Source organism: Luteibacter sp. NPDC104163, assembly GCF_055584245.1.
In genome coordinates, this window is sequence record NZ_JBVJMK010000008.1 from 59,337 (window position 1) to 84,701 (window position 25,365).

A 25,365-nucleotide genomic window follows, 5' to 3' on the forward strand; every position below is an offset into this window, starting at 1 on the left:
ATGAAAACGCTCTTCCGTTCCACGGCCCTGTTCGCGGCCCTCGTCCTCGCCGGTTGCGCGAGCGTGGGCCCCGATTACCACGCGCCGAAAGAAGCCCCGGTCACGCTGCAGGGCGTCGATGCCACGCAGCAGACCAGCGGTAACTTCCAGGCGCAGTGGTGGAAGCAGTTCGGTGACCCGACGCTGGATAGCCTTATCCAGCGCGCGGCCACGAACGCGCCCGACCTGAAGATCGCCCTCGCCCGCCTCAACCAGGCGCGCGCGGCGCTCGGCACGGCGAAATCGCAGCAGATCCCGGATATCAACACGGGCGTGTCGTACACCCGTAGCCGCGAACAGCAGCCCGGGTTCACCGACCAGCGCGTGACCACGACGGCGTACCAGGCGGGCTTCGATGCCGCCTGGGAGCTTGATCTGTTCGGTGGCATCCGCCGCTCGGTGGAAGCCGCGCGCGCCGATGCCGCCGCCGGCGAGGCGTCGGTGCAGGATGCGCAGGTCACGCTGTTCGCCGAAGTGGCGCGCAACTACTTCGACCTGCGCGGCACGCAGCTGCGTATCGATGTCGCGAAGCGCGATATCGCCAACCAGCAGGATTCGCTGAAGGTGATCCAGGCCCGTGTCGATGTCGGCACCGGTGCCGAGCAGGACCTCGCCAGCGCGAAGGCCCGCCTCGCCTCGGTCGAAGCGCAGCTGCCGGTGCTCGAGACCCAGGCGTCGGCCGACCAGTTCCGCATCGCGGTGCTGCTCGGCGCACGTCCGGGCGATCTCGACATCGATCTCTCGCCCGCGACGTTCAAGCCGATCGATGTCAGCCTCGCGATCGGCGGTGCCGACGACGTGCTTTCGCGTCGTCCGGATATCCGGATCGCGGAGCGTGAGCTTGCCGCGGCGAACGCACGCATCGGTGTCGCCAAGGCCGACTGGTTCCCGCACATCTCGCTGGGCGGCTTCATCGGCTTCCTCGCCGGACGGAGCAACGACTTCGGTGGCGCGGATTCGCGTGCATGGTCGCTCGCGCCGAGCATCTCCTGGCAGGGCCTCAACGTGCAGCGCGTGGCGTCCGGCGTGAAGGGTGCGAAGGCGCGTGCTGAGGAAGCGCGCGCCAACTACGACCGCACCGTGCTCACCGCCCTCGAGGACGTGGACAACTCGCTGGTCGGTTTCAACCAACAGCGCGAACGCGTCGAGAAGCTGCTCGTGCAGGCGAAGGAAAGCCGCCGTGCGGCGGAGCTGGCGAAGCTCCGCTACGACGCTGGCCGCACGGATTACCTCGAGCTCCTCGATGCCGAGCGCACGCAGCTCTCGGCGGAGGACCAGCTCGCCGAAGCGGAAGCCGCGATCAACGTCCGCGCCGTGCAGCTGTACAAGGCGCTTGGCGGTGGCTGGGAAGCCTGCGGTGATACCTCGTGCAGCGAGGTTGCGAAGGTGCCATGAGCAGCGCGAAGGTCCACCGCCTGCCGGTGCGGTCCAAACGGCCGTCAACCCTCGCCATGGATCCGCCGCTCAGCCAGCGCATCGCGCTGGTGAGCGGCGCGAGCCGCGGCATCGGGCTGGAGGTATCGAAGCAGCTCGCCGCGCTAGGCATCACCGTGTTCATGGGCATGCGCGAGCCCTCCAAGGGCGACAAGGCCCTGAAGGCCGTGCGCGAGCTCGGCGGCGATGCGTTTGCCGTGAAACTGGATGTGACGAAGCCGCGTGATGTCGACGCGGCCATAGCGCAGATCGAGGGCAAGTACGGCCGCCTCGATATCCTGATCAACAACGCCGGCGGTTACTTCGACCACACCGGCAAGTCCGCGGATGGCGACCTCACCAACATCCGCGGCGCGCTGGACGTGAACCTGCTCGGCGCATGGTCGCTCACCGCGGCGGCTCTGCCGCTCATGCGCCGCCACGGTTACGGACGCGTTGTGAACATCTCCAGCGAGTGCGCGGTGCACGCGATGTGCGGCGACAAGGCACCGGCGTACCGGATTTCGAAAGCGGCGCTCAATGCGTACACCCAGGTCATCGCGAAGGAAACCCAGGGCAGCGGCATCCTGATCAACGCCGTCTGCCCCGGCTGGACGGCGACCGACATGGGCGGCGCCGGCGGGCGCCCCGTCGCGGAGAGCGCCGAGGGCGTGGTCTGGGCCGCGCTGGTCAACGAGCAGGAAGCCGGCACCGGCGATTTCTACCGCGATAGGGCGCGCATTGCCTGGTAATGCAGTTGTGGGAGTGAGCTTGCGAGCGATGGGTCCGCGGGGGAGCATCGTTCGCAAGCTCACTCCCACAAGAGAAAAGATCCATACAACCGGGCGGTGACTCGCGGGCACTCACCTCGCATGAGCGTGAATGCCCTCCCAGCCCGTGGTTTGCTTGGCGACAGCACCGCCCGCGATTACAGCGGGAAGCTCCGCAGCTTCAACGCGTTTGCGGAGCCGGAGCTACGCGCGGCCATCCGCACCCTCGGGCTGCGCCCGGGCATGCGCGTGCTGGATGCCGGCTGCGGTACAGGTGAGGCGCTCGCATGGCTCGGCGCCGAGGTGGGCCCGACGGGTACCGTCGTGGGCATGGATCTCGCGGTCGCGCATGTCCATGCGGCCGGCGATGGCGCCATCCAGGCCGACCTGCTGGAGCCGCCCTTCATGGGCGGCACGTTCGACGCGATCTGGTCGGTCAACGTCGTCAACCACCTGCGCTCGCCGCTCGACGGCATCCGCGTCCTCGGCTCGCTCCTCCGCCCGGGCGGGCGTATCGCGCTCGGCCAGAGTTCCTTCCTTCCCGACATGTGTTTCGCCTGGGATGCGCGGCTGGAGCGCGTCGTGAACGAGGCGGTGCGTGCGTATTACCGCGAAAGGTACGCCGTCGACGAGCGTGGCCTCGCTGCGGTGCGCGCCAACGTCGGATTACTCCGCGCTACCGGTTTCCATGATGTGCGAGCGACGACCTTCGCCATCGACCGCATCTCACCCGTGCAGCCAGGGGACGAGCGTTACATCGTCGAGACCCTGTTTCGCGACTCATGGGGTGCGCGGCTGCAGCCGTACATGGATGCCGCTGACTACGCGATGCTTGTCCGCCTGTGCGATCCAGCGGACGAGGCGTTCGCCCTCGCCCGGCCGGATTTCCACTTCCTGCAGACGTTTACCCTCGTGACAGGTAGCCGGCCTTCGTAGGAACGCGACAAGCGGCCTGTGGGAGTGAGCTTGCGAACGATGCTCTTACGCGACCCCATCGTTCGCAAGCTCACTCCCACAAGATGTTCGCTAGCGGGAAATGATGTGCGCGAACCATTCCCAGCCGCGGAGTTTCGCGGTGATGAGTTTCACGCAGGTAAGCATCGGCACGGCGAGGATCGCGCCGGGGATGCCCCAGATCCAGCCCCAGATCAGCAGCCATAGCAGGATCGCCACGGGCGACAGGCGCGAGCGGCGGCCCTGCAGCATCGGGGTGATCATGTTCCCTTCCACGGCCGTGATGCCGGCAAACGTGGCGGCCGGCAACAGCGCGGGGCCCAGTTCCTGGAAGTGCAACGCGCCCACGACGGCCAGCACGGTGGTCGTGCTGATGGCGCCGACGTAAGGAATGAAGTTGGCGACGGTGGCGAAGCAGCCCCACAACAGCGGGTCGGGCACGCCGTAAAGATAGAGCATGGCCGAGGTGACCATGCCGAGCGTCACGTTGATGGCCGCGGTCAGCAGCAGGTAGCTCGATACCTCGACCTGGATGCTGCGTACGATGCTGACGGTATGCCGCTTATAGGCGAAGGTCGGTGATATCTCCACCGCGCGCCGCAGGATCTCGTCGCCGTACACCAGGAAGAAGAACACCAGCAGCGCGACGGTGAGCACACTGGCGATGATCTTCGGCGCGGTCGCGACGATGTCCCACGCCGTGAAAGAAAATGTGTTGGGCTGCTGCGAGTTCCGCGTTACCACGCCACCGGCCAGCGTCTGCGTCGCGCGGCTTGCCGCCTCGATCTGCTGGGTCATCGGCTTGATCTTGGGCGCGAACGCTCGCATCGCCGCGGGTGCGTCGTGGAACCAGTTAAGCGCTGGCGTCGAGAGCGTACTCACGGCGGTGACGAGCCCCGTACCGAGCAGCAGCATGACGACCACGGCCGCCAGCCAGCGCGGGATACGCCAGCGCGCGGCGGCGGCGACGATCGGGTTCAATGCCAGCCCGATGAAGCCCGCCAGCACCAGCGGCACCAGCAGGGACTTCGAGATCGCGATCGTATACAGCAGCGCCAGCAGGATCAGGCCGGTCAGGCCAATCCGGATCGCGCGGAGATGGCGCGAAATGCGCCGGGTGCTGCGGCCACTGCCGGGCTTGCGGCGCGAGGGCGTGACGGCCAGTGTCGAGACAGCGATGCCTGGCGCCGCGATGGGTGCGGACGGGACAGGAGCAGGAAGAGGGTTGGGCGGTTCGTTCACGGGGTCTCGTCGGCGGCATCGGCCGCATCGCCAGCCATTTCGCCGAGGAAGCTACCGGCAGCGATGGACACGATCTTGCCGACGAGGTCGGCCGTGCCACCCGCCACGAGGTTGCTGACGCCCGGCACGCCGAGCGGGTTCACCTTGACGCTGCTAAGGAGGAAACCGGACCCGGCGGCGAGGCCAAGCACGGTCAGTGGATGTTCGTAGCCGCGGGCGATCAGCGCGGCGGCGGGTTCGACGGCTTCGGCACGCGCGACGGCGACGCGGGCGCGCGCCTCGGTCACCTTGGCCATGCTGCGGAAAATACCCATCGTTTCAACCCCTGTCGCGAAGTTCACCTTCGGCCTTGCCCTGCGCCGCCGCCTGCTTCGCCAGGGTGGCGAGTTCGGCGCGGGTGGCCGGCAGGGTAAGCCAGCGCATGCCGTGGCGGAAGACCAGGATGGCCAGGAGCAGCAGGATCACCTGCAGGCCGGCGAGCGCGGCCAGCGCCCAGGCCCAGGAACCGAACCACTGCGCCAGGCCCCAACCGGCCAGCGCCAGCAAGGTAAAGCCGAGGCCGACCGCAAACGTAATGGCGGCGAGGCCCATGAACAGCATCATGACGATGCCACTCCGGGCCAGGCCAACCTCGGCCGCGGCGAGGCTCAGCTGGGCACTGAAAAGATGCTTCAGCCCGACGCCAAGACGGCGCAGGTCGTCGACCCACGCCGGCATCGCGAATGCAGGCCCCTTGGGCGCCTCGTCTCCCGGCTTCGGCTCACCCACCGGGTCCTGCCCCGAGGCTCCGTCATCCAGCATGAATCATCCCCCGGGCGCGGCCGATCAGTTACGCAGGATACGGCCGGCGAGCCAGCCGGCCGCCACGGCCAGCGCGATCGACTGTACCGGCTTCTCGCGCACGTATTCGCGGGCGACATCCAGCCAGTCGTTGGCCTTCTCAACGGCGTCGTCATAGGCCTCGTTCGCGCGGAGCTTGGCCTCTTCAGCCTTCTCGGCGGCGCGCGTGGCACCGTGCGCGGCACGGTCCGTCGCGTTGTGCAGGCCCGATTCGACGCGGTCGGCGGCGCGGTCCACCGCATCCTTCGTGCGGTCGGTAGCGCGGTCCACGGCATCGCGCGTGCGGTCCACGGCATCGGTGGTCGCCTGCTTCACCCGCTCGGCGCGCTCTTCGATGCGCGCGGCGGCCGACACGGTGTTCGCGGCGGCATTGGCGACGTTGGCGACGTGGTCGTCGGGCTTGGTCATGGCGGTCTCCGGTAGTCGGATGGTGGGTTGCAGAGGGTAGGACGGGGAAAGTGACGTTGAGGTGGTTGCGAGGCGGGGTCAGACCCTGGGGCCGCGGCCGCGGAAGAACGAGATGATCGCCAGGATCAGGAAGATGATGAATAGGATCTTCGCGATGCCAGCCGCCGTACCAGCGATGCCACCGAAGCCGAAGATGGCCGCGATGATGGCGATGACAAGGAAAACCAGGGCGTAGTGCAGCATGGTGGAGCCTCCCGTGTGTGCGCGGGACCATTTAGTCTCGCGCCCCGCGCATGCTGCGTGAAACGCCGCGCCGTTACTTGTCGATTCGTTCAGCCATCGTTTTCACCCGGCCGTCACGCCTTCACTTTCGGGTTGAGCGAATAGGTGGCGGTGATCACGGCCTCATCGACGACGTGGCCCTTGATGACATCGCGCAACTCTTCAAGGTTGAAGCCGTTCTCGAGCGGTACCGACGGCACGTCCAGCGCATACACATGGTAGTGGTAGTGATGGACGATGGAGTCGTTCCACGGCGGGCACGGGCCATCATAGCCGTGGTAATGGCCTTCCATGTCCGGATCGCCCTTGAACCAGCCGGTGTAGCTGTTGAGCCCCTGGACCGAGCCCGGCGGACCGACCAGGTCATCCTTGATCCTGCCGTTGCCCTTGCCGCGGGGAACGATGCCCTCGCCACAAGCGCCTTCGGCAAGCTCGCGGCATTCCAGCGGGATGTTGGCCATGAGCCAGTGGACGAACTCCACGCGCGGCAGGTTGCGCGGCACCTCACGGCCTTCCACGTTGACGTCATCCGGCTTCGAGGGCACGTCCGTATCGATGACCGCGATGACGAACGACTTCGCCTTGTCCGACACCTCGGTCCACGCCAGGTGCGGGGTCGCGTTGCCGCCGGGCTTGAGGTGTTCCGGTGCCGGCGCGGGCCCCATGAACGCGTTCTTCTCCGGTACCGGCTTGCCGTGCTGGATGCTGTCGCTGTTGAGTCGCATGCTTCTCTCCGTTTACTTCAGGGCCCAGCGTGGCACCGCCGATGCGAAGGCGAGGTCAGCGGGCGATGGCGTCGAACCGGGCGGCAATGTAGTCGTCGGTGAAACTGGTCATGCCGAAATCGCGGATGAAACCGCAGTGGCCGCCGTAGTTAGCGATATCGAGCTCCACGTTCGGCGGCAGGTCGAGCTGGTCGAATGCGGCCACCGGGATGACGGGATCATCGCGCGAGGTAAGGATCGTGGCCGGGATGTGCAGCCCCTTCAGGCGATCGCCCGCCACCGAGTAACCATCGAGGTACGCCTCGAGCGAGCCGAAATCGGTGTGGCGCAGCACGAGCGAGCGCGTGAGGTCGCGCATGTTCTGGTTGAGCTCGTCCAGCTCGAAATAGGTCTGCGTCGGGAAGGCCTGCTGCTTCTGGCGTAGGGAACGGCGCCACTTGCGCATGAAGTACGCCTGGTAGATCCAGGGCGCATCGCTTTCCAGCGAGAACAAACCTTCCGCCGGATCGATGATCGGGCAGATCGCAAGCACGTAATCCAGCGGCACCGCTTCCCGCGTGGCGAGCATCGCGGCGCGCAGCGCGAAATTGCCGCCGAGCGAGAAGCCAGCCAGGCCCGTCGCCCGTGCCGGGAACATGCGGCAGATTTCGCCCAGGGCCACGACGACTTCATCGATACGGCACGAGTGGAACAGCGCTTCGTTCAGGCCGTGGCTATCGCCGTGGTCGCGGAAGTTCAGGCGGAAGATGTCCCAGCCGTCTTCCAGCAGGCGGCTGCCGGTCTGCAGGACGTAGGTGGAATCGACGCTGCCTTCCCAGCCATGGAACAGGATGGCGAGGCCGCGCGATTCGCGGCCCGTAGCCTGCGCGGTGTATCGCCCGCTGAGGCGATCGCCATGGCCGACGTCGACCAGTACTTCCCGCGCATCTTCCTGCACCTGGTGCGCGCGCTTCGGCAGCAGCCGGCGACGCACGCCGCTGGAGGAGAGCATGGTCTGGATATGGCCGCTGCGCAGCGGCCAGGGTGGATGGAAATCGGCCCCCCGCGGCAGGTTCATGCCGGCGTGTCGGTATCCAGCGCCAGCGCGATGCGCTCACGCGCGGTCTCGGCCATGCGCCGGCGGCCATCGGCAGAGACGGCCACGGGTTCGAGGAAATGCACCTCCACGTCGAGCGGCGGGCCGCCGAGCAGGCGCACGATATTGCCGACGAAGCTCTCGCGCTCGCGGAAGCCGGCATCGATGACGCGACGGCCCTGGCTGGCGAAGCGCAAGGCCACCGGCTGCACCGGGACCTCGGCATCGAGCGCGGCCTGGAAGATGCGGGCATGGAAGACGCGGAGCACGCCGTTGTGGCCGGTGCCCCCTTCCGGGAACACCGCGACCGAGCGGCCAGCCTGCAGGCGCTCGACCATGACCGCCATGACCGATGCCAGGGAATGGTTGTTGCCGCGGCGATGGAAGATGGTGCCACCCTTCGCGGCCATCCAGCCGACCAGCGGCCAGCGCGCGATCTCGGCCTTGGCGACGAAGCAGGCGGCGCGCTGGGAATGCAGGAGCACGATGTCCAGCCACGACGTGTGGTTGGCCACGAACAGGACGGCATCCGGTAGCGGCGTGCCCTTGCGATAAACGGTGAAGCCGAAGATCCGCAGCAGCCAGGTCGACCAGAGGCGGATGGCCCGGTGGGCGAACGGCTCGCGACCGTTCTTCATGACGGCGTTGGACCAGCTCAGGATGAACGCGCAGATAAAGATCGCGAAGACGATATGCGCGATAACCAGCGGCACGCGCCACAGGTAGCGCAACGGGCGCATGCGGTCGCGTGGGGCGGGATTGGCGGTGGCGGCTTCCATGGAGCGCACAAGATTAACGACGCGCGGATCCCTTCGCTAGAGCGTTCTTAATTTTCCCTTAAACAACCGGGCGTTGGCACACCGTTGTGGGAGCGCGCTTGCGCGCGATGGGGCTTGCGGCACCCTCCTATCGCGCGCAAGCGCGCTCCCACAGAGGGCGGGCCGGGTCAGGCCTGGCGGGCGTTGCCTAGCGGCAGGGCGGTGCTGGCTTTGACCGTACGCAGGACGAAGCTGGTGTTCACGTCGGCCACGCCGGCGGCGTTGAGCAGGCGGTCGAGGAGGAAGGCGGAGAAGCCGTCGAGGTCGGCCACGTAGACCTGGAGCAGGTAGTCCATGTCGCCGGTGAGCGCGTGGCAGGCGACGACTTCGTCCCAGTCGGCGACGGTCGCGGAGAACGCGGCGACGGCATCGCTTTCATGCCGGGAGAGCTGGACACGGACGAAGGCCTGCAAGCCCAGCCCGATCGCCCGCGGCTCCAGCCGGGCGCCATAGCCCGCGATGATCCCGTCGCCCTCCAGCCGCTGCACCCGGCGCAGGCACGCGGACGGGGAGAGATTGACCTCGGCGGCCAGCTCGGCGTTGCTGATGCGGCCGTTCGCCTGGAGGGTGGCCAGGATCCTCAGGTCGGTGCGATCGAGGGTGCCTTGCATGATTGTTCCGCTGTATCGATCCAGTGCGCAACATCATTGCACACATATCCTCGTGGCGTGCAATAACACAACCCCATTGCGCCCGATTACGCCTAAGCTGGTGTTATTCCACCACCGCTGCAGCCCCAAGGAGGCCCGCCATGGACACCCCCCGTCGCGTCGAACACCAGCAGACCGATCGCGGATACGTGCCCGTCTATGCGACCGGCACCGTGGAGCAGCCGTGGGCGAGCTATTCGAAGACCGACCACGAGGTGTGGGACACCCTCTACAAGCGCCAGCGCGAACTGCTGCCCGCGTACGCCTGCAAGGAATTCCTTGAAGGCGTGGAGCGCTTCGGCTTCGGTGAAGGCGGGATTCCGCGCTTCGACGACCTGAACAAGGTGCTCGGCGAGGCAACCGGCTGGGAGATCGTGGCCGTCGAAGGCCTGCTGCCCGACGAGGTGTTCTTCGACCACCTGGCCAACCGCCGCTTCCCGGTCAGCTGGTGGATCCGCAAAGCCGACCAGCTCGACTACCTCTCCGAGCCCGACCTGTTCCACGACCTGTTCGGCCACGTGCCGCTGCTGCTCAACCCGGTGTTCGCCGACTACATGCAGGCCTACGGCAAGGGCGGCATGAAGGCCCACGCGATCGGCCCCGAAGCGCTGATGAACCTTACGCGCCTGTACTGGTACACGGTGGAGTTCGGCCTGATCAACACGCCGGAAGGCATGCGCATCTACGGCGCGGGCATCGTCAGCTCCAAGGGCGAGTCGGTCTACTCCATCGATTCGGCGGCACCCAACCGCATCGGCTTCGGCCTGGAGCGGGTGATGAATACGAAGTACCGGATCGATACGTACCAGCAGACCTACTTCGTCATCGACAGCTTTGACCAGCTGTTCGAGGCGACAGGTCCGGACTTTACGCCGATCTACGAAAAGCTTTCGCATGGTTCGCCGGTGGCGGCCGCCGCGGTGCTGGCCGACGACAAGGTGTTCCAGCGCGGCACCCGCGAGGGCTTCGCTTCCGGCGAAGACAACTGAAACTCAACGGCGGCCTAACGAACGTCCCCCTACGATGGAACCATCCAAGGTCGAACAGGGTGGATCCATCGTGGTTGTCTTCGATATTCCGTTTGAATCGGTAGGGCCCGGCCTCTGGCTCCTGCAAAAGAACGAGGCTGAATACGGCGAGTTCTGCTCGCGCGATGACGCCCTGGAATGTGCGTTCACCGAGGCACGCCGCATCGAGGCGGCCCGCGCGGATTCCGATATCGTGTTGAACATCGAAGGCAACGATGGCGTATGGCGGGCGTTCGATACGTCCATTCGCCCCTACGCGGGGCGCCTGCGCGGGTAAGCCGTTCTGACGGCATGGAGCAAGCGACGACGGGTCGGCGAAAGCCGGCCCGTTATTTTTTTGTCCGGACATTTCCTCCAGGCAAAATAAAACCCCGGCAGCCAGGGGAGGAGCTGCCGGGGTCGCGTCGGGTCCAGGCTATCAGGGGAAATAGCGGGACCCGGGATAATCAGTCGGCCAGTCTCTCCGCCGATTACCAACAGGTCGCTTCGCAGCGATCGAATACTTAGATAAGGGCTGGGCCGTGAAGTTCCCGTACTACTTACCGGCTTCGTTTGGCGTCTGTTTAACTTGCGCGGCCATCGCGTGGTCCGCGAGCCACGGGCGCACCTGGGCGACCCATAGCGCATAGCCCTTCGGGTTCATGTGCAGGCCGTCTTCCATGAAGAGTTCGGCCTTCGGCTTGCCGTTTGCGTCCACCATGGCGGGGGCGACATCCAGGAAGGCGACGCCTTTTTCCTTCATCGCCTGGTCGCGCACCAGCTGGTTCGCCCGGTCGATATTCGGCAACAGGTTGAACCGGGCGATGCTGGGCTTGATCGAGATGAAGGCGATCGGCACTTCGGCATCGTACGAGCGGACCTTCGCGACGAACGCGGTGAAATCATCCCGCACCTGCTCCGGCGTATCGCCGTTCTGCAGGTCGTTGTCGCCGGCGTACACCACGATGGCCGCCGGGTGGTACGGCTTGACGATGCGGTCGGCAAACGCCGTGGAGTCGTCGAGATCGGAGCCGCCGAAACCGCGGTTGATCACTTTGTAACCAGCGAAGTCCGAGTCGAGGCCCTGCCACAGGCGGATCGACGAGCTGCCGATGAAGAGCACGGCGTGCTGCGGGGGCGGTGCGGCTTTATCCGCGGCCTCGAAGGCCTGGATGTCGGGCTCCCACTTTGCGTGGTCGTTATCCTTTGCAGCGGCGCCAAAGGCGAGGAACAGCAGGGTGAGGAGGATCGTCAGGCGTTTCATGCCCCGACCGTAACCCGTTTAGGTATCGCGGGACAAACCGTGCCGCTCCACGGGAGTCACCTTGAGTACGGCTTCGATGCGTTGCCCGTTCCAGCGGTAAATAAAATGTTCGGCCTGCGTGCAGGGTGCGACCACATCGGGGTAAAACGCGGCGATGCATTCGCCGCCCGCGTGCCGGGCGCTGTCGTACACGATGCCGTTGGAGCCCGCGTCGCGCAGCTCGCGCGCCAGCCTGACGCTCGCCACGTACGAATCCGGATCGTGCTCGGGGACCCAGCCGCCGCGGATGTCGTGGAACTTGCCCGCGATCGACGTGCGGTAGCAACGCACCTGCACGTCGGTGGGCGGCTCGTGGGTGGCGGCCATGAAGGCCTCGCGGTGGAATACGGTCTCTTCGATGGCGGTGGCCACGGTGTGGGCGGCGTAGAAAACGCCCCAGTGGCCATCGGAGAAACGGCTGCCGTCCGGCGCGATATGTGCGAAGGCGGCCATGACCGGACTGGTGCCCGGGCCGCTGATGCGCCGCTCCTGCGGCACGAGGCTCAGTGCGCCGATCTCGTCGCGGAGGCGGGGGTTAGTCAGCGATTCGACCTGCATGACCGCGTCGATATCGCGCGGGTCGGCAATGCGATCGAACAGGCCGACGGGCGGGAAACGGCTTGAAACGATGCGGTAGGCGTGGCTCCAGCGGATCCTGCGGAGCGGCGGCGCGGCGCTCATCCGTTCCAGCCGCGCTGCGCGTCCAGGTACTGGCGGACGACGTAGAGGTCGGCGACGTTGCCGGAAAGCATGCGGTCGAGCGCGGAGCGGCCGCCGAAGAGCGGTGCGTTGTTCGCCTTGCGTACCCAGGCGTCGGCCTGGACCGGGTCGGGGAAGAGGATCTGCAGGTCTTTCCAGATGCCCAGCAAGTAGCTGATCCGCTCGATGACATCGCGCGAGGGCGCGCCATCCTGCTGCTTTTTCCACTTGAAGTAGGTGGATTCCGGCGGATCGCCGAGCAGGGTGCGCTGCTCGGCACCCTTCAGCTTCCAGTGCTCGGCCAGGCTGAAAAACGCCCGGAGGGCGGGGCCGCCCAGGTCGCCGCCGGCATTCGGTTCGGTTCGGATGGCAGGATGCATCGTGACTTCACCTGTGGAGTTGTGAACCAGTCTACTCCATTTATGGAGGATTTGTGTGTGTGTGGGAGCGCGCTTGCGCGCGATGGGTGCTTGCGGCACGCCCCATCGCGCGCAAGCGCGCTCCCACATGGTCCCCGGGACCTCAGCTCTTCCGGCTGGCGATCCACTCGTTCACGTGCTGCTCGAGTACCGGCATCGGCACGCTGCCGAGGGCCAGCACCATGTCGTGGAAGGCGCGCAGGTCGAACTTCTCGCCCAGCTGCTTTTCCGCGCGCTCACGCAGCTCGCGGATCTTGAGGTAGCCCAGTTCGTACGACAGCGCCTGGCCCGGCCAGCTGATGTAGCGGTCTACTTCGTTGGCGATCTCGCGCGCGCTCAGGGCGGTGTTCTGGGTGAGGTAGTCGATCGCCTGCTGGCGGGTCCAGCCCAGGTGGTGGATGCCCGTGTCGACCACGAGGCGGCATGCGCGCCACATCTGGTACGTGAGGTAGCCAAAACGCTCGTACGGCGTGTGGTAGATGCCCATCTCCTCGCCGAGGTACTCCGAGTACAGCGCCCAGCCTTCGCCGTAAGCCGAGATGTAGCCATCGCGGCGGAATGGCGGCAGGCCCTGCTGCTCGGCGGAAAGCGCCAGCTGCAGCGCATGGCCCGGCATCGATTCATGCAGGGTAAGCGCGGGCATGTTGAACAGCGGGCGCGACGGGAGGTCGTAGGTATTCACCAGGTACACATCGGCGCCACCGCGGCCCGAGGTGTAGTACGGCGCGATATCCGCCGGCACCGGCTTGATCGCGAAGCGCTGCCGCGGCAGCAGGCCGAAGTACTTCGACAGGTCGCCATCGACCTGCTTCGCCACCCACGCGGTACGCATCAGCAGCTCATCCGGCGTCTTCGCATAGAACTGCGGGTCGGTGCGCAGGAACTGCAGGAATGCCGGGAAATCACCCTTGAACCCGGTCTCCTTCATCACCTCGAGCATGCGCGCGTGGATGCTGGCGACCTCGCGCAGGCCGATCGCGTGGATCTGGTCCGGCGTCAGGTCCAGCGTGGTGTATTCGCGGATCTGCTGCAGGTAATACGCCTTGCCATCCGGCATCGCTTCCGCGGCCAGCGTGGTGCGCGCCTTGGGCAGGTAGTCCTGGCGGAAGAAGGTCAGCAGCTTCGCATAGGCCGGGATCACGCCCTTCGCGATCGCTTCGCGCGCGTCGGCGCGGAGTGCATCGGCATCCTTCGCCGGCATGGTGTTTGGCAGGCGCTTGAACGGCTCGTACAGCGCGCTGTCTTCGGGGTTCTTCAGCTCGGCGACCGTGGCGATGGACGCGTCGCGGCCATCGAGCACGGCGCGCGGCACAGTGAAGCCACGGGCCAGGCCCAGCTGCATGTTCGCGATTTCCTGGTCCATCCACGCGGGGATCTGCTTCAGGCGCGCGATGTAGTTGGCGTAGTCCTCGCGGGTGCGCAGGTCATCGCCGTGCATGACGTAGCCGACATCGGACCAGAACGCCGAGTCGCTGTTGAACGGCATCTGCCACTGCGCGAAGCGCTGCGCGGCCGCCAGGTTATAGACCTGCTCGCGGTACACCTGGTAATCGATGCGCGCTTCGTCGCCGAGCTGCTTCGGATCGATCTTGTCGAGCTGGGCCAGCACGTCGTTCCAGTAGGCAAGGCGCTTCGCCTGGCTCGCCGCATCCACCGTGTCCAGGCGGCCGTTGCCCGGCTGGGCTTCACCCGAGGTCAGGATGCCCGCCTGCCCGTTCCGCCACGCCCACTCCTTCTCGTAAATGCTCTTGAAGGCGTCATCCGCCTGCTGGGTAGCGTGAGCGGCGCCGGCGAAGAGACCGGCAAAGGCGATGGCACGGATCCAGGGCGTCATACGGGTTCCAATGGGGACGTGGAAAGGCCCGATGATGGCATGGGCAGGGCACGCGCGGCCCGTGACAGAGGTCCCGCCGCCTGGCCTTGTGGGAGCGCGCTTGCGCGCGATGGGTGGTGCGGCAGGCCCGATCGCGCGCAAGCGCGCTCCCACAACGGCTTGGGGATACCCGCGGTTATTCCAGTCCGGCGTAATAGCCGCGGATCGTCTCGAGGAAGGTTTTCAGGTCACGGCCGGGTACGTCTTCGAAGGTCTCGCCGGATTCGCGGCAGGATTCGATGCGGTCCGGGCGGAAGTTGCGGAAGTCCTGCCGGTGCCGGCACCAGGTGGTGAGCGTCCAGGCGCCGCCCCAGAACGACAGGCACAGCGGCTCGACCTCGCGCGTGCTCGCACGGCCCTGCGCATCGCGGTATTCGAGGCACAGCACGTGTCGCTGCAACACCGCTTCGTGCAAGCGGTCGAGCATGCGCGCGATGTGGTTCTGATGGGGATCGCGCCAGATCGGCGCAAAAATCTTCGACTGCGCCGCGCGCTCGCGAAGTTCCGGCGGCAGCACCGCTTCGATCTTGATCAGCGCGGCCTGCGCCTCGCGGGCCAGCCGCTCGCCGGCGAAGGCACGCACGAAACGCGTACCGGCCACCAGCGCTTCGAGTTCGTCGGCGTTGAACATCAGCGGCGGGATGTCCGAGCCCTTGCGCAGCAGGTAACCCACGCCGGCCTCGCCCTCGATGGGGACGCCGGAGAGCTGGAGGTCCGCCACGTCGCGATAGACGGTGCGGAGCGAGACCTCCAGGGTTTCCGCCAGCTGGCGCGCAGGCAGCGCGGTGCGCCGCCCGCGCAGGGCGTTGATGATGAGGAACAGGCGGTCGGCGCGGCGCATTCGCGCATCATCGCTTTCCGCGCGGCGCGCGGGAAGCGACGATGGTCACGCCGTGCCATGCCCGGGCGCTCAGGCCGCGGCCCGCTGCTGGGCGCGGGCGAGTGCTTCGTCCTGCTCAGCCGCGCGGATGATCGCCGGGCGAACCTTCAGGCGGGCCACGTAGGCCTCGAAGACCGGGCGCCGCGCCACCAGGCCGAACGACATGGTGTAGTCGAGCGCATTGGCCCACAGGATGTCGGCGGCGGTGAAGCGGTCGCCGAGCAGCCACGGGCCGCCCTGGAGCTGGGCTTCCACCAGGCCGAGCACCGACTCGTAATCGCCATACGGGCACGTGGTCGCCGGGGCCACCGCGTTCTTCATGTAGTTATCCATCACCGCCGGCTCGAAGCACGACCCGTAGAAGGCCAGCCAGCGCAGGTAGGGGCCGCGCAGCGGATCGCCAAGGCCCGGGGCCAGCCCGGCCTGTGGGAACAGGTCGGCAAGGTAGGTGAACACGGCGGGCCGTTCGGTCACCAGCTGGCCATGGTGGGAAATGGCCGGCACCTTACCCATCGGGTTGACCTTGAGGTAAGCGGGCTGGCGCTGCTCCCCCGCCGCCAGGTTGAGCACGTGCATGTCGTACTGGGCGCCCAGCTCCTCCAGCAGCATGAGCGTGCTGGTGGAACGGCTGTGCGGGCCATGGTGGAAAACGATGCGGCTGGTGTTCATTCCCTTCCCTCGTGGTTCAAGCGTGGCTTGGTGTGTTGTGGGAGCGAGCTCGGGCTCGAAGCGGTACTGGCCATCCATCAGCCGACCGAGCTGGCCTAGCGGTGCGTACGCCCGGGCAATGCGCTCAAGCAGCGGATTCATGGCGACCCCTCCCGTGGTGTCAGTGGGTAAGAGTCTGCGCGGGGGCTACTGACAACGTGCTGTCAGCAGCCCCCTCTGGCGCCGTTCACGCGGCACCCGGACAATGCGTGCTTTCGCGCCCGGACCCTGAGTGATGACGAAACCGATTTCATTGATCCAGTTCCTGATCGAAGAGAAGCGCGCCGGGCATGTGTACAGCGAGCTGAGCCTGCTGATCGAGGTCGTGGCGCGTGCCTGCAAGCGCATCTCCGTGGCCACGGGCAAGGGCGCCCTGGGCGGCGTGCTGGGCAATGCCGGCTCGGATAACGTGCAGGGCGAGGCGCAGAAGAAGCTGGACGTGATGTCCAACGAGATCCTGCTCGAGGCCAACGCCTGGGGCGGCCACCTCGCCGCCTGCGCCTCCGAGGAGATGGAAGACCCGCAGCCGATCCCGGATGCCTACCCGAAGGGCCACCACCTGCTCCTGTTCGATCCGCTGGATGGCTCGTCGAACATCGACGTCAACGTCTCGGTCGGCACCATTTTCTCGGTGCTGCGCTGCCCCGATGGCGTGACCGAGCCGACCACCGAGGACTTCCTGCAGCCGGGCACGGCCCAGGTCGCCGCTGGCTATGTCGTCTACGGCCCGAGCACCCTGCTGGTGCTCACGTTCGGCCACGGTGTCCACGAATTCACGCTGGATCGCGAGCACGGCAGCTTCGTGCTGACCCGCCGCGACATGACCATCCCGGCCGAAACCGCCGAATTCGCCATCAATATGTCCAACCAGCGTCATTGGGAAGCCCCGATGCAGCGCTACATTGGCGAACTGCTGGCGGGTACCACCGGGCCGCGCGGCCGCGACTTCAACATGCGCTGGGTGGCCTCGATGGTGGCCGACGTGCACCGCATCATGACCCGCGGCGGCGTGTTCTATTACCCGCTCGACGCCAAGATCACGGCCAAGGGCGGCACCGGCAAGCTGCGCCTGATGTACGAAGCCAATCCGATGGCCTTCATCATCGAGCAGGCGGGTGGCGCGGCCACCACGGGCCGTGAGCGGATCATGGAGCTGCAGCCGACCGCCCTCCACCAGCGCGTACCGGTGTTCCTCGGCTCGAAGAACGAGATCGAAGTCGCCACCCGTTACCACCTCGAAGCCGACCAGACCCGCGGCTGATCCTTCCCCGAGAAAACCCACGACATGATGTCCCGCCGCCTTAGCCGCCTGGTTCCGCTGCTGTTCGCCACCCTGCTCACCGGCTGCTTTGGCGGTGGCAACACCGTGAAGCCCAACGAGCGCCCCGACACCGCGGTGCCCGTGCTCGCCGCCAAGCCACGCATCGGCCTGGCGCTGGGCGGCGGCGCGGCCAAGGGCTTCGCGCATATCGGCGTCATCAAGATGCTCGAGGCCAGCGGGATCCATCCCGACGTGGTCTCGGGCACCAGCGCGGGCAGCGTCGTGGGCGCGCTTTACGCCAGCGGCATGGATGCCTTCCGCCTGCAGGAAACGGCGTTCTCGCTGGATGAGGCCACCGTGCGCGACGTGCGGCTGTTCTCCGGCGGCCTGGTCCAGGGACAGAAGCTGCAGGATTACGTGAACCAGCTGGTGAAGCAGCAACCGATCGAGAAGCTGCACACGCCGTTCGCGGCCGTCGCGACCGTGCTGGAGACGGGCGATCGCGCCATCTTCGTCCGCGGCAACACCGGCCAGGCCGTACGCGCGTCGAGCAGCATCCCCGGTGTGTTCGAACCGGTGGAGATCAACGGCAAGCATTTCGTCGACGGCGGCGTGGTCAGCCCCGTGCCGGTCGATGCCGCGCGCCAGCTCGGTGCGGATATCGTCATCGCCGTGGATATCTCGGCCCGGCCGGACGGAAGCAACCCCGGCAGCATGGCCGGCATCGTCGGCCAGTCCATCACCATCATGGGGCGGAAGCTGGCGGAGCAGGAGCTGGGCCGCGCGGATATCGTCATCCGGCCCAAGGTCGGCCAGATCGGCCCCACGGATTTCGACCAGAAGAACGTCGCGATCCTGGAGGGCGAGCGTGCGGCGCTTGCCGCGATCCCCGCCATCAGGGCGAAGATCGCCGAAAAGGCGGCTGCCATGGGCAAGCCGCCGGTGCCGACTAAGTAATCAGCCGGCTTCGATCAGCGACAGGGCCGACTGGCGCCCCACCGTCAGCAGCTCGTTCGACATCCCCTCGTCCGCGACGGCGCGGGACAAGGCGAGCGAACCCACCATCGACGACAGCACCGCGGTCGCCAGGAGGCGCCGGCGCTTGCCGCGCACGCCGTCCGGGAGCGTGGAGGCGATCATCTCCAGCATGTCGCCGACGCCGTCGGTGAAGACCGCGCGGGTTTCTTCCGGGCGCCGCGCGAGTTCGCTGGCCAGCGACGCTGCGACGCAGCCGCTGGCGGGATTATCGCGGTGTTCCGTGGAGAGATACCCGTTGACCAGTGCGCGGTAACGCTCGCCGCGTGACGACGCCACCTTGTCGGCCATGCGCTGCGTGGCGCTGGCGACACCCGTGGCCACGCATTCGCGCACCAGGTCTTCCTTCGACGGGAAGTGGTTGTAAAAACCGCCCTGCGTAAGCCCCACGTCGCCCATCAGGCTGACGACGCCCACCGCATCGATGCCATCGGCCCGGAACCGTTCCGAAGCCGCTTCCACAATCCGTTGCCGTGTCAGCTCCTTGTGACCCTTGTCGTACCGCATGCCCGTTGCCCGTTCATGAGTGCTTGCCCCACCCTGCGGCCATTGTAGCCAATCCTTGCGTATTGAAATAACGAGACCAATGGCAGGGTGTGAAAAGGCGCGACGACGTGCCATGGCCGGGCGACCGCTCATGCCAGGCTTCACTTCGCGCCGTGGGCCTACCGCGTTTTAGGAGTTCGCCGGATAGCGGGTCCGTACTTGCCCGGCTACGTTTTCGCCGTGCTACGCGCACATCCCCGATACGCAAGGAGGCTCCATGAAACGCACGATCCAAACCGCCGTTCTTCCGGCCATCACGCTGCTGGCGCTCGCTGTCGCTCCCGCCGCAAAAGCCCTCGATTACGACCCCTCCCACGCCTACCCCGCCGGCTGCGTGGTCAACTGGAAGCAGGCCGTGTTCAAGGCCAAATGGTGGACGGCCCCCGGTCATACGCCTGACGAGGTGGCGTCGGCAACGAATCCGTGGGACACCTCCTGGGAGCGTGTACCCGATGACACGCCCACCGGTTGCCAGGGCGAACAGCCCATCCCGCCCGATCCAGGTACCGGTGACCCCGGTCAACCTCGTGAAGTGCTACTCAGCAAGCTCCTGGCCGACGAAGCCGCGATGGCTTCGGCGTTTCCCATGATGGATCCGGTTCGCGAGTCCATCCGCACGCTCGATAACGCTTCGGTCGAGGCCGTGCAGCCTGGTCGCGAGCAGAACCCCGATAACGTTCGCCGGGTCGAAGGCATCGTCGACGCGGCGAAGTTCGATTACCTGTTCCCGCTGCGGGCTCCGGAATACAGCTATGAGGGATTTCTCAAAGCCGTCGCAAAATTCCCGGCCGTGTGTGGCGAATCGACGGCAGCCGCCTCGGCCGAGGCAGTGTGCCGCAAGACGCTTGCCACCATGTTCGCCCACTTCGCGCAGGAGACCGGCGCCCACGAAAGCTGGCGTCCCGAACCTGAGTACCGCCAGGGCCTGTTCTATGTGCGCGAAATGGGCATGACCGAAGCGTCCAACGCCTACAACGGCGAGTGCGGCCATGCGAGCTGGTCGACCGAGGCGTGGCCGTGCGGCAAGTGGGCCGATGGCCGGTTCAAGAGCTATTTCGGTCGCGGCGCGAAGCAGCTTTCCTACCACTTCAACTACGGGCCGTTCTCGGATGCAATGTACGGCGACGTGAAGGTGCTGCTCGACGCACCGGAGCGCGTCGCGGACACGTGGCTGAACCTGGGCAGCGCCACCTTCTTCTATGTCTACCCGCAGCCGCCCAAGCCCTCCATGCTGCACATCATCGACGGCACCTGGCAGCCGAACGCCGCCGACATCGCGGATGGCCGCGTGCCGGGATTCGGCGCGACGACCATGGTGATCAATGGCGGCGTCGAGTGCGGAGGCACGGGGCCGGAGCATGCGGCATCGGCCAACCGCATCAGCTATTACCGCGGTTTCGCCGCGACGCTGGGCGTACCGGTCGATGAAGGCGAGAAGCTCGGCTGCCGGAACATGAAGGAGTTCACCGAGGCCAGCGCCGCGGCGCTCCCGATCTACTGGGAAAACAACTGGACCAGCGATCCGGGATGCAAGCTGGTGACCTACCAGACCGCGTTCTCGGCGCTGAAGGCAGGCGATTACGTGCAGTGCGTACGCAAGGCATTCCCGGATGTGAGCATCATCGACGACCTGGATAGCTGAGTGATCTTGTGGGAGCGCGCTTGCGCGCGATGGGGCTTGCGGCAAGCGCGCTCCCACGGAAAGCGGGACGCTCAGCGCAGCGTCTTCGGCGTCACGCCCTCAAACGTCATCTTCACCGGCAGGATCTTCCCGTCCTTGTCGAATTCCATCTTGTCGATGCAGGTTTCGCGGTCGTTGCCGTTGGTGTCGCCCAGCGGGTGGCGGTGGTAGACGATGTACCAGCTGTCGTCCTTCGCCACGTGGAACACCGAATTGTGGCCGGCGCCGGTGCCGATCTTCGGGTCGGTCTTCAGGATGGTGCCGATGCGCTTGAACGGGCCCATCGGCGAATCGCCGATCGCGTAGGCCACCGAGTAATCCGGGCCGGTCCAACCGCCCTCCGACCACATGAAGTAGTACTTGCCGTTGCGCTTGAACATCAGCGGGCCTTCGACGTACTTCTCCGGAGTGATTTCCTTGTACACCGTGCCGTCGGCCATGGGCTCGACGCCGGTGAAGTCCGGCTTCAGCTTCACGATGTTCGCGTGCTTCCAGCCGCCATAGATCATGTACCAGGTGCCGTCTTCGTCATGGAACGCAAACTGGTCGATGGGCTGGGCGCCGTTGTGGAAGGCGCCGATCAGCGGCTTGCCCAGCAGGTCCTTGAACGGACCATCCGGCTTGTCCGCCACGGCAACGCCGATCCCGCCGAGTTCCTTGTCGCTCTGGATATCGTTGGCGGCGAAGAAGAAATAGTACTTGTCGTTGTTCTTCACGACGGAAGGCGCCCACAGCGCCTTCTTCGCCCACGGGATGTCGCCGATCGCGAGCACGTTGGCGTGCTTGGTCCAGTGCACCAGGTCGGGCGAGGAGAACGCATCGAAGCCGGTCTGCTTCGCGTAGGCGAGCGAGGTGGTCGGGTAGATCCAGTAGGTATCGTCGAAGATCGCGGCTTCCGGGTCGGCATACCAGCCCGGGAAAACCGGGTTGCCCGAGTGGCCGGGCGGCGGCGCCGCGAATGCCGCGGTGGAAGCCAGCGCGCCGAACAGCGCGAACCCAAGAGCCTTGCGAATCCCCATCCCCATCTCCCCACTCATTTGTACGACAAACCCCGATCCTACCCCGACGCGGAGACAGGATGGAACCATGTGGGAGCGCGCTTGCGCGCGATCGCGCGTAAGCGCGCTCCCACAAGGGGCTTTGTCAGTTCAAGCAAACAGGGATCTCGATCTGGGCCCGTCAGCCGATATGGAACACTTCCACGGATTCGCATGACGGACAACGGTAGCTCCGGAGATTGCCCGACCCATAGGACGAGTCCCCGTCGAACGAGCCTTGGGCCACCATTTCGACTTGCTTCCCCTCCTTTGCGCAATCGCTGCAATGCACCGGGCCGTCCGGTAGTGATGGATAGGTTTGCGCCATGACAGGCCTCCGATGGATGACGGGGAAAAAAGCTGTAGAGCGTCGCGCCGCCATCGTCCGTTAGTGAGCGGGATTGCGCTTGCCGAAGGTGATGCCGAGTTGGACTTCCGCGTTGTGCCGGGCATGCCGACTCGTATTTGCGAATGAATCTCATTAATATGGCGGCCGCCCGTCCCCCGAGAGAGTCCATGCCCCGTCCCACCTCCACCGGCGCGCCCGGCGCACGCCTTGCCCACGCCCTGGACGTCGCGTCACGCACGATCCTTGCGGCCGCCGGCGGCTACGTGGCCGCCGCGCTCACCGCGGCCGGCTTCGCCCGGTGGCTCCCGATACCTAGGGTCGAGGCGGTGATGACCGGCATGCTCGTGTCCTTCGCCGTCTACGCGGTGGTGGCGATCTTTGCGTTCGCGGTGGCCCGGGCCGCGCGGGTCTGGTTCTGGACCAGTGCCTACTGCGTACCGCTGGGCGTGGCGCTCTATCTCTCCATGCATGGGGCCGGCGCATGAACGGGGGCATCCGCCAGTCGATGGCCTGGCTGCACACCTGGGTCGGCCTGCTGCTGGGCTGGCTGCTGTTCCTGGTCTTCGTGACCGGCACGGCCGCGTATTTCCAGGATGAGATCACCCGCTGGATGCAGCCCGAGGTGCGCGGCCAGCACAACATCGACGCCGGTGCCGAGGGTGCCGTGGCCTATATGCAGAAGCACGCGGCCAACGCGGAACAGTGGTCGATCGAGCTGCCGGGTGAACGCGCGGTCGCGACCACCGCGTTCTGGAAGGAGAAGGGCGAGACGTTCGCGCAGTGGCGCGACCATGCGTTCCTCGTCGACGGCCACGGCCAGAAGGTGGATGCGCGTGACACGCTGGGCGGCTGGCGGCTGTACCGCATGCACTTCGACCTGTACTACCTGCCGGTGCTCTGGGCACGCTGGCTCGTGGGCCTGGCGGCGATGTTCATGCTGGTGGCGATCATCAGCGGCGTCATCACCCACAAGAAGATCTTCGCGGATTTCTTCACCCTGCGCTTCGGCAAGGGCCAGCGCTCGTGGCTCGATGGGCACAACCTCACCGCCGTCCTCGCGCTGCCCTTCCATTTCATGATCACGTACACCGGCCTCGTCACGCTGGCCGCGCAGTACATGCCGTGGGGCGTGTCCGCGGCGTACGAGAACCGGGCCGCGTACTACGCGGATGCGTTCGGCGCCGACGAGGCGCCGAAGCGTTCGGGCAGCAACGCCACCATGGCTCCGATCGCGGGCATGCTGAAGCAGGCGCGTGAAACCTGGCAGGGCGCGGAGCCCGGTTACATCTTCGTGCCGATCCCCGGCGACGCGCATGGCGTCGTGAAGATCATCCGTTCCACCGGTGCCGGCATGGACACGCGTGGTGAAACGCTGACCTTCGATGCTGCTACCGGCGTGATGCACGCCCGGCCACCTGCGCCGGGCGCCGCGCGCGAGACCGAAAGCGTGATGATCGGCCTGCATGCCGGCCGCTACGCGCCCGTGCTGTTGCGCTGGTTCTACTTCCTGTGTGGCCTGGCCGGCACCGCCATGGTCGCCACCGGCCTCGTGCTGTGGACCTCCAAGCGACGCATGCAGCTGCCCGATCCGGAGCGCCCGTATTTCGGCTTCCGCCTGGTCGAACGCATGAACATCGCGACCATCGCCGGCCTGCCCTTCGGCATCGCGTGCTATTTCATGGCCAACCGCCTGCTGCCCATGGATGTGGTGCAGCGCCCGAACTGGGAAGCGAACTGGCTGTTCATCGGCTGGGGCGTGCTCTGCGTGGTCGCGATCGTGCGCCCGGTGAAGCGGGCATGGGTCGAGACCCTGTCGGTCGCCGCGGCGGGCTTCCTCGCGGTACCGGTGGTCGACATGATGACGACCGATCGCGGGCTGTTCGTCAGCCTGTGGCATGGCGACCTGGTGTTCGCGAGCTTCGACCTGATGATGTTCGCGCTGGCTGGCCTGCTCGGCTTCTGCGCGTGGAAGGTGCACAACCGCAAGGACGTCGTGCGCGTGCGCCGGAAGAAGGAGGCCGTCGCATGATGCTGCTGTGCCTGATCACAGCATTGCTGGGCTTTGCGGCGCTCAGCATGGGCATGTCGCGGCACCAGCGCGATGTACTCGGCAAGGCCTTGCCAGCCGCCACGACGCGTAGCGTGAAGCTCGCCGGCTGGTTGTTGCTCGCCGCCTCATGGGCCGCCGCCATCGCCAGCGATGGCGCCGCGCTCGGTTCCGTGTACTGGCTCGGCGCGCTGACCTTCGGCGCGCTGGTCGTGGCCTTGTCGGTTACCCGCCTGTCGCGTTGAACGCGGGGCGCGAGCCCGGCAGCGCCCACAGGATCCCGCGCGTGATGATCGTGGGGAACACCGTGAGGTGATCCTCGCCCGGCACGGTCATCAGGTTCACATGCAAACCCGGGTAATGCTTCGCCTGCAGTTCCGCGACGAAGCGGCGGTTGTCACCGACCATGTCGACGCCCGTGTTGAAGCGGCGGTCGGCCTTGTCCTTGCTGAGTGTCTCGAACCCGCCCAGGATCACCAGGACGTTCGCCGGGAGATCCTTCCGGTTCGCCAGCGCCTCGTGCATGCGGGTGAACTCGACGCCATGATCGAACTGCAGCGACGGGCTGCCGAGGATGTAGTGGCTGAACATGCCTGGGTCGTGCAGCAGGATCTCGTAGCCGAGCAGGCCGCCGTAGGAGTGGCCCACGTAGATCGCGCGTGACATGTCCGCGCGGTAGTTCGCGGCGATGACCGGGAATACGTCGTCCCTGATGGATTCGCGATACGCGGTGGCTTCGCCATGCAGTACCGGGCGGCCCGGCATGTCGGAGGTAAGGCCGCTCGGGCCGTGGTTTGTCGGCGTGTAATCGCGGCGACGGCTGTACACCGGGGTATCGCCCACCGCGTACGAAAGGCCGACGAGAATGAAGTCCCCGGTGCCGTCACCGTGGTCACCGAGGCGGCGGGCGATGCTACGGACCAACGGGAAGCCGTAGTTCGCATCGGTGACGAACATCACCGGGTACTTGCGCTCCGGGTGCTGCGCGTAGTCCTGCGGCAAGCTGACGAAGACCTGGTAGTCCCGGTTGAGCTTCGGTGCGTGGATCGTGCGGACTTCGGTGTCGTCGAGCACGTAACGCTGCACGGCTTGTACCGGTACACCGGTGACGGTGGAACCCGAGACCGGTACGGGCGCCACCTCGGCATGTGGCGCGGTCGTCGCGGCCGACTTCGGCGCCTCGGTCTCGGGCGCCTTCGAACAGGCTACGGTGAATACGCAGACCGCGAGCGCGGCAACCCATGTGCGACGGACCATCCGATGTCGTTCCCTATGCCTGGCGAACACGCATTGACGCACGGATG

At 66.3% G+C, this 25,365-nt stretch carries 29 protein-coding genes; 11 read left to right on the plus strand and 18 right to left on the minus strand.

From position 1 onward, the window contains the following. The 3 genes from ACZ6YI_RS11780 (at position 1) to ACZ6YI_RS11790 (ending at position 3,158) form a co-directional block, all read left to right on the plus strand. Positions 1-1,434 (plus strand): efflux transporter outer membrane subunit, encoded by a 1,434-nt coding sequence (locus ACZ6YI_RS11780; protein ID WP_465778826.1) that lies wholly within the window; start codon positions 1-3, stop codon positions 1,432-1,434. Further along, entirely contained in the window at positions 1,431-2,204 is a 774-nt protein-coding gene (locus ACZ6YI_RS11785; protein WP_465778827.1) for an SDR family NAD(P)-dependent oxidoreductase, read from the plus strand. Before ACZ6YI_RS11780 ends, ACZ6YI_RS11785 begins: the two co-directional genes overlap by 4 nt. Positions 2,205-2,324: 120 nt before the next feature. Then, entirely contained in the window at positions 2,325-3,158 is an 834-nt protein-coding gene (locus ACZ6YI_RS11790; RefSeq protein WP_465778828.1) for a class I SAM-dependent methyltransferase, read from the plus strand. 90 nt (positions 3,159-3,248) lie between these two features. Here ACZ6YI_RS11790 and ACZ6YI_RS11795 read toward each other — a convergent pair whose 3' ends face one another. From ACZ6YI_RS11795 to ACZ6YI_RS11835, 9 genes are all read right to left on the minus strand, one after another. Then, positions 3,249-4,418, minus strand: a complete 1,170-nt coding sequence (locus ACZ6YI_RS11795) for an AI-2E family transporter (RefSeq protein WP_465778829.1) — start codon at positions 4,416-4,418, stop codon at positions 3,249-3,251. Next, a complete protein-coding gene (locus ACZ6YI_RS11800) occupies positions 4,415-4,732 on the minus strand; it encodes a hypothetical protein (protein ID WP_440323897.1) in 318 nt (105 codons plus the stop codon). The genes ACZ6YI_RS11795 and ACZ6YI_RS11800 overlap by 4 nt, the downstream gene beginning before the upstream one ends. A 4-nt stretch (positions 4,733-4,736) precedes the next feature. Next, positions 4,737-5,219, minus strand: a complete 483-nt coding sequence (locus ACZ6YI_RS11805) for an ABC transporter ATP-binding protein (protein WP_465778830.1) — start codon at positions 5,217-5,219, stop codon at positions 4,737-4,739. 24 nt (positions 5,220-5,243) lie between these two features. After that, positions 5,244-5,666, minus strand: a complete 423-nt coding sequence (locus ACZ6YI_RS11810; protein ID WP_440323900.1) for an ElaB/YgaM/YqjD family protein — start codon at positions 5,664-5,666, stop codon at positions 5,244-5,246. A gap of 78 nt (positions 5,667-5,744) precedes the next feature. Beyond that, positions 5,745-5,909 carry a DUF1328 domain-containing protein gene (locus ACZ6YI_RS11815; protein ID WP_139978678.1) on the minus strand — a complete coding sequence of 55 codons (165 nt, stop codon included), beginning with the start codon at positions 5,907-5,909 and terminating at the stop codon, positions 5,745-5,747. Positions 5,910-6,022: 113 nt separating this feature from the next. Beyond that, entirely contained in the window at positions 6,023-6,673 is a 651-nt protein-coding gene (locus ACZ6YI_RS11820; RefSeq protein ID WP_465778831.1) for a YbhB/YbcL family Raf kinase inhibitor-like protein, read from the minus strand. Positions 6,674-6,728: 55 nt separating this feature from the next. After that, on the minus strand, positions 6,729-7,730 hold the full coding sequence (locus tag ACZ6YI_RS11825; protein ID WP_465778832.1) for a YheT family hydrolase: 1,002 nt from the start codon (positions 7,728-7,730) through the stop codon (positions 6,729-6,731). Beyond that, complete coding sequence (locus ACZ6YI_RS11830) at positions 7,727-8,527, minus strand: lysophospholipid acyltransferase family protein (protein ID WP_465778833.1); 801 nt, start codon at positions 8,525-8,527, stop codon at positions 7,727-7,729. Before ACZ6YI_RS11830 ends, ACZ6YI_RS11825 begins: the two co-directional genes overlap by 4 nt. A gap of 167 nt (positions 8,528-8,694) precedes the next feature. After that, a complete protein-coding gene (locus tag ACZ6YI_RS11835) occupies positions 8,695-9,177 on the minus strand; it encodes an Lrp/AsnC family transcriptional regulator (protein ID WP_465778834.1) in 483 nt (160 codons plus the stop codon). 140 nt (positions 9,178-9,317) lie between these two features. Between ACZ6YI_RS11835 and phhA the strand changes: the two genes are divergently transcribed. Further along, entirely contained in the window at positions 9,318-10,205 is an 888-nt protein-coding gene (gene phhA, locus ACZ6YI_RS11840; protein WP_465778835.1) for a phenylalanine 4-monooxygenase, read from the plus strand. Between the two features lie 34 nt (positions 10,206-10,239). Then, positions 10,240-10,521, plus strand: coding sequence for a hypothetical protein (locus tag ACZ6YI_RS11845; RefSeq protein WP_440326889.1), 282 nt, complete (start codon positions 10,240-10,242; stop codon positions 10,519-10,521). A gap of 258 nt (positions 10,522-10,779) precedes the next feature. Here ACZ6YI_RS11845 and ACZ6YI_RS11850 read toward each other — a convergent pair whose 3' ends face one another. The 6 genes from ACZ6YI_RS11850 to ACZ6YI_RS11875 form a co-directional block, all read right to left on the minus strand. Beyond that, positions 10,780-11,487: an SGNH/GDSL hydrolase family protein gene (locus ACZ6YI_RS11850; RefSeq protein WP_465778836.1), complete on the minus strand. Its 708-nt coding sequence runs from the start codon at positions 11,485-11,487 to the stop codon at positions 10,780-10,782. Positions 11,488-11,505: 18 nt separating this feature from the next. Continuing rightward, positions 11,506-12,207, minus strand: coding sequence for an RES family NAD+ phosphorylase (locus tag ACZ6YI_RS11855; RefSeq protein WP_465778837.1), 702 nt, complete (start codon positions 12,205-12,207; stop codon positions 11,506-11,508). Further along, positions 12,204-12,605 (minus strand): MbcA/ParS/Xre antitoxin family protein, encoded by a 402-nt coding sequence (locus ACZ6YI_RS11860; RefSeq protein WP_440326884.1) that lies wholly within the window; start codon positions 12,603-12,605, stop codon positions 12,204-12,206. The genes ACZ6YI_RS11855 and ACZ6YI_RS11860 overlap by 4 nt, the downstream gene beginning before the upstream one ends. A gap of 142 nt (positions 12,606-12,747) precedes the next feature. Further along, complete coding sequence (locus ACZ6YI_RS11865) at positions 12,748-14,478, minus strand: DUF885 domain-containing protein (RefSeq protein WP_465778838.1); 1,731 nt, start codon at positions 14,476-14,478, stop codon at positions 12,748-12,750. 175 nt (positions 14,479-14,653) lie between these two features. Beyond that, positions 14,654-15,358, minus strand: a complete 705-nt coding sequence (locus ACZ6YI_RS11870; RefSeq protein WP_440326419.1) for a helix-turn-helix transcriptional regulator — start codon at positions 15,356-15,358, stop codon at positions 14,654-14,656. 69 nt (positions 15,359-15,427) lie between these two features. Further along, positions 15,428-16,066 carry a glutathione S-transferase family protein gene (locus ACZ6YI_RS11875; protein ID WP_440326425.1) on the minus strand — a complete coding sequence of 213 codons (639 nt, stop codon included), beginning with the start codon at positions 16,064-16,066 and terminating at the stop codon, positions 15,428-15,430. 274 nt (positions 16,067-16,340) lie between these two features. Here ACZ6YI_RS11875 and ACZ6YI_RS11880 point away from each other — a divergent pair, with 274 nt between their 5' ends. After that, positions 16,341-17,366 (plus strand): class 1 fructose-bisphosphatase, encoded by a 1,026-nt coding sequence (locus ACZ6YI_RS11880; protein ID WP_465778839.1) that lies wholly within the window; start codon positions 16,341-16,343, stop codon positions 17,364-17,366. Positions 17,367-17,390: 24 nt separating this feature from the next. Continuing rightward, entirely contained in the window at positions 17,391-18,323 is a 933-nt protein-coding gene (locus ACZ6YI_RS11885; RefSeq protein WP_465778840.1) for a patatin-like phospholipase family protein, read from the plus strand. On the opposite strand, the gene ACZ6YI_RS11890 is transcribed toward ACZ6YI_RS11885, so the two are convergent. Continuing rightward, positions 18,324-18,908, minus strand: a complete 585-nt coding sequence (locus tag ACZ6YI_RS11890) for a TetR/AcrR family transcriptional regulator (protein WP_440327304.1) — start codon at positions 18,906-18,908, stop codon at positions 18,324-18,326. It lies immediately after the preceding gene. A 256-nt stretch (positions 18,909-19,164) separates the two neighbouring features. On the opposite strand from ACZ6YI_RS11890, the gene ACZ6YI_RS11895 reads away from it, so the two are divergent. After that, positions 19,165-20,589, plus strand: a complete 1,425-nt coding sequence (locus ACZ6YI_RS11895; RefSeq protein WP_465778841.1) for a glycoside hydrolase family 19 protein — start codon at positions 19,165-19,167, stop codon at positions 20,587-20,589. A gap of 71 nt (positions 20,590-20,660) precedes the next feature. On the opposite strand, the gene ACZ6YI_RS11900 is transcribed toward ACZ6YI_RS11895, so the two are convergent. Then, on the minus strand, positions 20,661-21,647 hold the full coding sequence (locus tag ACZ6YI_RS11900; protein ID WP_465778842.1) for a glycoside hydrolase family 43 protein: 987 nt from the start codon (positions 21,645-21,647) through the stop codon (positions 20,661-20,663). Between the two features lie 534 nt (positions 21,648-22,181). Here ACZ6YI_RS11900 and ACZ6YI_RS11905 point away from each other — a divergent pair. Genes ACZ6YI_RS11905 through ACZ6YI_RS11915 form a run of 3 tightly spaced genes read left to right on the plus strand, consistent with a single transcriptional unit; the run spans position 22,182 to position 24,306 of the window. Beyond that, entirely contained in the window at positions 22,182-22,499 is a 318-nt protein-coding gene (locus ACZ6YI_RS11905; protein ID WP_465778843.1) for a hypothetical protein, read from the plus strand. Next, a complete protein-coding gene (locus ACZ6YI_RS11910; RefSeq protein WP_465778844.1) occupies positions 22,496-24,043 on the plus strand; it encodes a PepSY-associated TM helix domain-containing protein in 1,548 nt (515 codons plus the stop codon). Before ACZ6YI_RS11905 ends, ACZ6YI_RS11910 begins: the two co-directional genes overlap by 4 nt. After that, positions 24,040-24,306: a DUF3325 family protein gene (locus ACZ6YI_RS11915; RefSeq protein ID WP_465778845.1), complete on the plus strand. Its 267-nt coding sequence runs from the start codon at positions 24,040-24,042 to the stop codon at positions 24,304-24,306. Before ACZ6YI_RS11910 ends, ACZ6YI_RS11915 begins: the two co-directional genes overlap by 4 nt. Here ACZ6YI_RS11915 and ACZ6YI_RS11920 read toward each other — a convergent pair. Continuing rightward, positions 24,287-25,318, minus strand: a complete 1,032-nt coding sequence (locus ACZ6YI_RS11920) for an alpha/beta hydrolase (RefSeq protein ID WP_465778846.1) — start codon at positions 25,316-25,318, stop codon at positions 24,287-24,289. The two genes, ACZ6YI_RS11915 and ACZ6YI_RS11920, sit on opposite strands and share 20 nt — an antisense overlap. Between the last annotated feature and the right edge of the window lie 47 nt (positions 25,319-25,365).

What these genes read in the sequence shown, in the direction of transcription:
- ACZ6YI_RS11780 (WP_465778826.1), top strand. Translation starts at nt 1, where the DNA reads ATGAAAACGCTCTTCCGTTCCACGGCCCTGTTCGCGGCCCTCGTCCTC.
- ACZ6YI_RS11785 (WP_465778827.1), top strand. Translation starts at nt 1,431, where the DNA reads ATGAGCAGCGCGAAGGTCCACCGCCTGCCGGTGCGGTCCAAACGGCCG.
- ACZ6YI_RS11790 (WP_465778828.1), top strand. Translation starts at nt 2,325, where the DNA reads ATGAGCGTGAATGCCCTCCCAGCCCGTGGTTTGCTTGGCGACAGCACC.
- ACZ6YI_RS11800 (WP_440323897.1), bottom strand. Translation starts at nt 4,732, where the DNA reads ATGGGTATTTTCCGCAGCATGGCCAAGGTGACCGAGGCGCGCGCCCGC.
- ACZ6YI_RS11805 (WP_465778830.1), bottom strand. Translation starts at nt 5,219, where the DNA reads ATGCTGGATGACGGAGCCTCGGGGCAGGACCCGGTGGGTGAGCCGAAG.
- ACZ6YI_RS11810 (WP_440323900.1), bottom strand. Translation starts at nt 5,666, where the DNA reads ATGACCAAGCCCGACGACCACGTCGCCAACGTCGCCAATGCCGCCGCG.
- ACZ6YI_RS11815 (WP_139978678.1), bottom strand. Translation starts at nt 5,909, where the DNA reads ATGCTGCACTACGCCCTGGTTTTCCTTGTCATCGCCATCATCGCGGCC.
- ACZ6YI_RS11820 (WP_465778831.1), bottom strand. Translation starts at nt 6,673, where the DNA reads ATGCGACTCAACAGCGACAGCATCCAGCACGGCAAGCCGGTACCGGAG.
- ACZ6YI_RS11825 (WP_465778832.1), bottom strand. Translation starts at nt 7,730, where the DNA reads ATGAACCTGCCGCGGGGGGCCGATTTCCATCCACCCTGGCCGCTGCGC.
- ACZ6YI_RS11830 (WP_465778833.1), bottom strand. Translation starts at nt 8,527, where the DNA reads ATGGAAGCCGCCACCGCCAATCCCGCCCCACGCGACCGCATGCGCCCG.
- ACZ6YI_RS11835 (WP_465778834.1), bottom strand. Translation starts at nt 9,177, where the DNA reads ATGCAAGGCACCCTCGATCGCACCGACCTGAGGATCCTGGCCACCCTC.
- phhA (WP_465778835.1), top strand. Translation starts at nt 9,318, where the DNA reads ATGGACACCCCCCGTCGCGTCGAACACCAGCAGACCGATCGCGGATAC.
- ACZ6YI_RS11845 (WP_440326889.1), top strand. Translation starts at nt 10,240, where the DNA reads ATGGAACCATCCAAGGTCGAACAGGGTGGATCCATCGTGGTTGTCTTC.
- ACZ6YI_RS11850 (WP_465778836.1), bottom strand. Translation starts at nt 11,487, where the DNA reads ATGAAACGCCTGACGATCCTCCTCACCCTGCTGTTCCTCGCCTTTGGC.
- ACZ6YI_RS11855 (WP_465778837.1), bottom strand. Translation starts at nt 12,207, where the DNA reads ATGAGCGCCGCGCCGCCGCTCCGCAGGATCCGCTGGAGCCACGCCTAC.
- ACZ6YI_RS11860 (WP_440326884.1), bottom strand. Translation starts at nt 12,605, where the DNA reads ATGCATCCTGCCATCCGAACCGAACCGAATGCCGGCGGCGACCTGGGC.
- ACZ6YI_RS11865 (WP_465778838.1), bottom strand. Translation starts at nt 14,478, where the DNA reads ATGACGCCCTGGATCCGTGCCATCGCCTTTGCCGGTCTCTTCGCCGGC.
- ACZ6YI_RS11870 (WP_440326419.1), bottom strand. Translation starts at nt 15,358, where the DNA reads ATGCGCCGCGCCGACCGCCTGTTCCTCATCATCAACGCCCTGCGCGGG.
- ACZ6YI_RS11875 (WP_440326425.1), bottom strand. Translation starts at nt 16,066, where the DNA reads ATGAACACCAGCCGCATCGTTTTCCACCATGGCCCGCACAGCCGTTCC.
- ACZ6YI_RS11880 (WP_465778839.1), top strand. Translation starts at nt 16,341, where the DNA reads ATGACGAAACCGATTTCATTGATCCAGTTCCTGATCGAAGAGAAGCGC.
- ACZ6YI_RS11885 (WP_465778840.1), top strand. Translation starts at nt 17,391, where the DNA reads ATGATGTCCCGCCGCCTTAGCCGCCTGGTTCCGCTGCTGTTCGCCACC.
- ACZ6YI_RS11890 (WP_440327304.1), bottom strand. Translation starts at nt 18,908, where the DNA reads ATGCGGTACGACAAGGGTCACAAGGAGCTGACACGGCAACGGATTGTG.
- ACZ6YI_RS11895 (WP_465778841.1), top strand. Translation starts at nt 19,165, where the DNA reads ATGAAACGCACGATCCAAACCGCCGTTCTTCCGGCCATCACGCTGCTG.
- ACZ6YI_RS11900 (WP_465778842.1), bottom strand. Translation starts at nt 21,647, where the DNA reads ATGGGGATTCGCAAGGCTCTTGGGTTCGCGCTGTTCGGCGCGCTGGCT.
- ACZ6YI_RS11905 (WP_465778843.1), top strand. Translation starts at nt 22,182, where the DNA reads ATGCCCCGTCCCACCTCCACCGGCGCGCCCGGCGCACGCCTTGCCCAC.
- ACZ6YI_RS11910 (WP_465778844.1), top strand. Translation starts at nt 22,496, where the DNA reads ATGAACGGGGGCATCCGCCAGTCGATGGCCTGGCTGCACACCTGGGTC.
- ACZ6YI_RS11915 (WP_465778845.1), top strand. Translation starts at nt 24,040, where the DNA reads ATGATGCTGCTGTGCCTGATCACAGCATTGCTGGGCTTTGCGGCGCTC.
- ACZ6YI_RS11920 (WP_465778846.1), bottom strand. Translation starts at nt 25,318, where the DNA reads ATGGTCCGTCGCACATGGGTTGCCGCGCTCGCGGTCTGCGTATTCACC.